At 63.3% G+C, this 6,142-nt stretch carries 6 protein-coding genes; 2 read left to right on the plus strand and 4 right to left on the minus strand.

Translation table 11 applies throughout. The features are described from left to right. Nucleotides 1–1,035, plus strand: a 1,035-nt coding sequence (locus tag VF769_RS01985; RefSeq protein WP_331006690.1) for a pitrilysin family protein, incomplete at its 5' end; no start/stop codon positions are given. 50 nt (nt 1,036–1,085) lie between these two features. Here VF769_RS01985 and VF769_RS01990 read toward each other — a convergent pair. The 4 genes from VF769_RS01990 to VF769_RS02005 all read right to left on the minus strand — a co-directional run bounded on the left by VF769_RS01990 (nt 1,086) and on the right by VF769_RS02005 (nt 4,877). Beyond that, nucleotides 1,086–2,294: an RtcB family protein gene (locus VF769_RS01990; RefSeq protein ID WP_331006691.1), complete on the minus strand. Its 1,209-nt coding sequence runs from the start codon at nt 2,292–2,294 to the stop codon at nt 1,086–1,088. A gap of 336 nt (nt 2,295–2,630) precedes the next feature. Further along, complete coding sequence (locus tag VF769_RS01995; RefSeq protein WP_331006692.1) at nt 2,631–3,650, minus strand: GlxA family transcriptional regulator; 1,020 nt, start codon at nt 3,648–3,650, stop codon at nt 2,631–2,633. A gap of 53 nt (nt 3,651–3,703) precedes the next feature. Beyond that, a complete protein-coding gene (locus tag VF769_RS02000) occupies nt 3,704–3,979 on the minus strand; it encodes a DUF4242 domain-containing protein (RefSeq protein ID WP_331006693.1) in 276 nt (91 codons plus the stop codon). Between the two features lie 100 nt (nt 3,980–4,079). Continuing rightward, entirely contained in the window at nt 4,080–4,877 is a 798-nt protein-coding gene (locus VF769_RS02005; RefSeq protein ID WP_331006694.1) for a TIGR00730 family Rossman fold protein, read from the minus strand. Nucleotides 4,878–4,951: 74 nt separating this feature from the next. Between VF769_RS02005 and mutL the strand changes: the two genes are divergently transcribed. Continuing rightward, a partial coding sequence (mutL, locus tag VF769_RS02010) for a DNA mismatch repair endonuclease MutL (protein WP_331006695.1) occupies nt 4,952–6,142 on the plus strand: 1,191 nt, incomplete at its 3' end.

Consider the following 6,142-nt stretch of genomic DNA (forward strand, 5'->3'; position numbering starts at 1 on the left):
TTGAACATGTCTGTCGGCTTCAGCGCCGGCTGGGATGGGATCGGCATGAGCGTGGTGACGCTCAGCGAAAACCGCGACGCGGCGTTTGAAATGGCGCGCTTGGCGCTGCACGAGCCGCGCTTCGATGCAGCGCCTTTGGAGCGGATTAAGCGGCAGATGCTGGTCGGTATCCGCACCCGCGAGACCAATCCAAGCTTCATCGCCAATTTGGCGCTCGATCAGGCGCTTTATCCGAGCCATCCCTATGCACGGCGCACCTCGCGTGAGAGCGTGGCGGCGATCAGCGCGGCCAATCTGCGTGAGCGACGCACGGCTTTGTTCAATCGCGCGACGCTGCAGGTCACGATCGTTGGCGACATTGATGACGCCGCCGCGGGCGCTGCCATCGATCATGTTTTCGGCGCGCTGCCGCAGGGCGCCGCGCCGCCGGAGCCGGCAGATGTGAGCTTGGCTGCGCCGACGCCGCTCATTGTGCGTGAACTGCCGCAGCCGCAGAGCCTAGTGCTGTTCGCGGGGCCGGGCATTCAAGACGAGGATCCGGATTGGATTCCGCTGGCGGTGGCGAACTACATTTTGGGCGGAGGCGGGTTCTCGTCGCGGCTAATGGATCAGGTGCGCGAACAGCGTGGGCTCGTCTATGGCATCGGCACCAGCCCTTCGGTGCGCGATCATGCGGCGATGCTGCGCGGCTCGGCGCAAACCGCGAACGGCAATGTGCGCGAAGCGATCGACGTCACGCGCGCCGAGATGGCGCGGCTTTACAACGAAGGCGCGACACAAGCCGAAGTGAACGACGCGATTACGTATCTTACGGGCTCGTTCGCGCTGGAGCTCGACAGCAATTCCAAGATCGCCAGTGTCGTGCATTCGTATCAAGCGGCAGGACGCGACATCGACTACATCAACCGCCGCAACGATCTGATCCGGGCGGTGACGCTGGAAGACGTGAACCGCGTAATCCGGCGTCTGTTCAATCCGGATGCGTTCACGTTTGTCGTGGTAGGGCAGCCGGAAGGGCTCGCAGTCAGCGAGTAGCCAGTGCGCGTGCGGAATGACGAGATGTGAGATCGCTCTCACATCTCGTATCACCCCTTCACACAAACCACCTGGCGCAGCGTGTGCACCACGTCGATGAGATCGCTTTGGGCGGCCATGACGGCGTCGATGTCCTTGTAGGCCATCGGCGTTTCGTCGATCACGCCCGCGTCCTTGCGGCATTCCACGCCTTCGGTCGCCGCACGGTGGTCGGCGAGCGTGAAGCGACGCTTGGCTTCGGTGCGGCTCATCGCGCGGCCTGCGCCGTGCGAGCAGGTGCAGAACGAATCCGCATTGCCCTTGCCCTTCACGATGAACGATTTCGCGCCCATCGATCCGGGGATGATGCCGAGCTCGTCAACGCCCGCGCGCACCGCGCCCTTACGGGTCACGTACACGTCGGCGCCGAAGTGCCGTTCACGCGCCACGTAATTGTGGTGGCAGTTCACGGCGTGCTTCTCGAGCTTGAACTTGGGCAGGTTGTCGCGGAGCGCACGCAAGGTGCGCTCCATCATCACCTCGCGGTTCAGGCGGGCGTAATCTTGCGCCCAACCCACGGCTTCGACGTAGTCGGCGAACAGAGGTTCGCCTTCCATGAAGAAGGCCAAGTCCTTATCTGGCACGTGGTAGCCCAGCTCGCGGCGGAGCAATTCATCGCGCGCACGCTCGATGAAGTACTGGCCGATGCGGTTGCCGGAGCCACGCGAGCCCGAGTGCAGCATCACCCAGACGCGGTCCTCTTCATCGAGGCAGACCTCGATGAAGTGGTTGCCGCCGCCGAGCGTGGCGAGTTGCGCGGTTTGCGCCTTCGCAGACGCTTTCGGGTGCTTGTCGATGATCGCCTCGTAGCGCTCCTGCAAACCGCTGTCGCGATAGGCGGTATCGACCGAGGCGGGCGACTCGCGGTGATTGCCGCCAGGGCCATTGCCGTGCGGCACGTTGCGTTCGATTGCGCCGCGAATGCGCGCAAGCGAATCCGGCAGATCGTTCGCCGTCAGCGACGTGCGCACCGCCATCATCCCGCAGCCGATGTCGACACCGACAGCGGCGGGGATGATCGCGCCCTTGGTCGGGATCACCGAACCAACGGTCGCGCCGATGCCGAAGTGAACGTCCGGCATCACGGCGATGTGGCTATGGATGAACGGCAGCGAGGCCACGTTGCGCAATTGGTTTTGCGCTTCGTGCTCCACCGGCACGCCGCTGATCCAGGCCTTGATCGGCGCATTCGCGCCGAGGATTTCTTCATAACCGGCCATGACCGGTCTCCTTCTCAGGTGTCGGGTGTCAGGCATCAGGTGTCAGATGTCGCGCGTGTGCTGACACCTGATACCTGTCGTCTAACACCTGTCTTGCGGCCTGGAGCGCATACGAAAAACCCCTCCAGGCCGCGCCTTGGAGGGGTTTCTCAAGCTCCGATGTCCGAAGACGTCAGTTCGCCGAACTCCTCCGCGCACGCATATCCGTCCGCTCGCCGCGATTGGCGACGGGCATTTGGTCGCTCGGGATTTGCTTCAGCGTTCTCACGACACGTCTCCGAATGGGCCGCGCGTGTATCATACGATCTGCGGCGATGTCACGCGCAAATTGTGGATTCAGGCGGAGCCAGGATTTAGCGCGTCGGGATTGCGTACGTTCAATTTCGCGAACTGCGTGCGATACTCTGCGGGTGTCATACCGGTCGCGCGCTTGAATATGCTGCGGAAGAACGAGACGTCTTCGTAACCCACCGCAAGCGCGATGCTTTGTACTGAGCCGCGGTCACGCTCGAGCATCGCTTTCGCACTTTCGACCCGGACGGCCTGCAAATACGCGCCGGGTAATCGACCAGTAGCGGCCTTGAAGCGGCGCAAGAACGTGCGCGAGCTCATGCCGACCTGCGAGGCAAGGTGATCGACGCTCACATTCTCGGCGAACTTCGATTGAAGTAGATATTCTGCGCCGCGCACGGCGTCATCATTGTGTGGCGGCGAGAGCGGCAGCATCGCGTAGCCGGATTGGGAGGTGCGTGGCATGGTCAGCAGAAGCGCCTTGGCCGTTTGCACGGCGATTTCGTGGCCGCAGAGCTTTTCCACCAGATAAAGACTCACATCGGCGGCTGCGGTGACCCCGCCGCTGCAAAGCAAGCGCGAGTCCTCGGTCACGAACATGTCCTCACGCCAATGAACGCGGGGATAACGGCGGCGTAGATCCGGGGCGACGGCCCAGTGGGTCGTTGCGCGTTTGCCGTCCAGCAGGCCAGCTTCGGCGAGGTAAGCCGAACCCATGCACACGCCGGCGAGATACGCGCCCATGCCATATTGTTTTAGGAGCCATGGAATGAGCGCGCTGTTCTCTAACAATTTCTCGTCAAGCGCGAGACCAGACGTTGGGATGATGACGATGTCGGATTGCTCCACATCGTCGAGGGCGCCCTGCGGCGTCATCATCAAGCCCGCGTACGGACTGCGCACCGGGCCGCCGTTCAGCGACACCGTGGTCACGCAAAAACGCGGCTCCGGCGACTCGCCGCGCAATTCGCGCCACAAGCCGCCGGCCGAGTGGAAAATCTCGATCGGCATCAGCGCCGTCGATGCGAAGCCGTCGTCCAGCAGCACGACCGTGACGTTGTGCATTCCGCCCCCTCCGAGAGAGGCCGTCACTTTAGGATTAGGGTACCGGCCCGTCACTAGCCGCGTGCGGTCGTTGGATCGATTACCCCGGTGATCTCCGTGATCTTATTGGCTGGAAAGCCGGAGATGCGGGCATGTTCATGGACTGCGTCTTCATTCTCCGCCAGATACACGCAGAACGTCTTGTCCTTGGCGACGTAGGATTGGAGCCACTGCACGCGCGGCGCCAATTGGGCCAGCGCTGCGTTGGAAGTCTTGGCCGCGCCGGAAAGGTCGCCCTCGCTCATGCGGTCCACACCCGGGATTTCGCGTTCAATAATGTACTTCTTCATGTTGCTTTCCTTTGCGCCTCGCCTTGATTGGAGATGCGCTAAGGCGCGGTGCGCCGGGAGCGGGAAAGCTGACAATGATAGGGGGCGATTCCGCCAAGCCTCACATATCGCGCGCGAGATCTTCGTCCGCATCGGTGTCGTGCGCGGCGCCGAGGCCTTGCTCTAGCAGCGCTTCCCACGCGGCTTCGGCGGTGTCGGCGAAGCGGAAGAGGGTGAGATCGGCGGCGTCGATCATGCCGTACTCGATGAACTTCTCGAAATTGATCACTGTGCGCCAATAAGCTTCATCGATCAGCACGATCGGGACGTGTGAAGCTTTGCGCGTTTGGCGCAACGTCAGCAGTTCGAATAATTCGTCCATCGTGCCGAAGCCGCCGGGGAAAACCACAAGCGCATTGGCGCGCATGGCGAGGTGCATTTTGCGCATCGCGAAATAGTGGAAGGCGAAGGTGAGTTCGGGCGTCGAGTATGAATTGGGTTCTTGTTCGTGCGGCAGCGTGATGTTGAAGCCGATGCTCGGCGCGCCGGCTTCGCGCGCCCCGCGGTTGGCGGCTTCCATCGCGCCCGGACCGCCGCCAGTGGCGATCACATTGTAGCGCGTGCCGCCTTCTTCGCAGAGCGCGCCGCCGCGTTCCGAGGCGATGCGGCCAAATCTGCGCGCCTCGGCGTACCAATGCGCCTGCTTGCCGGGGCCGTCCTCCCGAATGCGGGCGCTGCCAAACACGACGATGGTCGAGGCGATGTGCGCACGCTTCAGCATCTGGTCGGCTTTTTCGTATTCGAGCAGGAACCGGATGCCCCGGGTTGTCTCGCTCAGCAGGAAGTCCTGATCGAGGGCGGCGAGGCGGTAAGACGGGGAGGCGATTTGCGCCGCGTTCGGTTTGGGTGAATCGGTCATGCAACGAACCTAGGGCGCCTGCGGCTCGCAGGGGAGCCGGGCCGTCACTATGTGTTAGGTTGCCGCCGAATCTCATGCCGATCCGCCGTCTGCCCCCCGAAGCCGTGAACCGCATCGCCGCGGGCGAGGTGATTGAGCGCCCAGCGGCCGCCGTGAAGGAATTGGTGGAGAACGCGCTCGACGCGGGGGCCAAGCGCGTGGCGATCCGCATCGAGCGCGGCGGGCTTGGGCTGATTTCGATTGAGGACGATGGCGGCGGCATCCCGCGCGCTGAACTGCCTCTGGCCGTGGAGCGACACGCGACGTCGAAACTGGTCGCCGGGGACGGCGGCGATGTTGATCTTCTGAACATCTATACGATGGGTTTCCGCGGCGAGGCGCTGCCCTCGATCGGCGCAGTGGCGCGACTCTCGATCGTGTCGAAGGCGCGCGGCGCGAATGATGCGTGGGCGATCGAAGTTGAAGGCGGCGCGCTGCAGCCGGTGAAGCCCTCTGCGTGGGCGGCTTTGAGCGAGCACGGCACGCGCGTTGAAGTGCGCGATCTTTTCTTTGCCACGCCGGCGCGTTTGAAATTCATGAAGTCCGAACGCGCCGAGATGATGGCGGTGTCGGATGTGGTCAAGCGTCTGGCGATGGCGCGACCGGACGTGGCGTTTCTATTGGAGCATGACGGGCGGGTGACGCTGCGTCTGAACGCGGAGGTCGATCCGGAAAACGAAGGCCGGCGCGCGCGGTTGGCGGCGATCTTGGGCGCCGACTTTGCGCCGAATTGTATCCTACTCGATCAGAAGCGCGACACGGTGCGGCTCTCGGGCTTCGCCGGCTTGCCGACATTTCATCGCGGCACGCGCGAGCACCAGCATTTGTTCGTCAACGGTCGGCCGGTGAAGGACAAGCTGATCGTCGGCGCGGTGCGCGCGGCGTATCAGGATTTGCTGGCGCGCGACCGCCATCCTGTCGCGGCGTTGTTCTTGGATTTGCCGGCGGGCGATGTGGACGTAAACGTGCACCCGGCGAAGACAGAGGTGCGTTTTCGCGACGCGGCTTTGGTGCGTGGTTTGATCGTCGGTGCGTTGTCGCATGCGTTGGCTGGCGCTGGGCATCGTGCGTCGACCACCACCGCGCAGACCGCGCTCGGCGCAGTGCGAGCATATGAAGCGCCACAACCGTTTTTGCGTCCGGCCACGCAGAATTGGGCGCTGGCCGAAGAGCGTGTGGCCGGCGATTTCATGATGCCCAGTGGGCGAGTGGAATCCTCCCCCGTT

This window comes from Vitreimonas sp. (assembly GCF_036392335.1).
Lineage (GTDB): Bacteria > Pseudomonadota > Alphaproteobacteria > Caulobacterales > Aquidulcibacteraceae > Vitreimonas.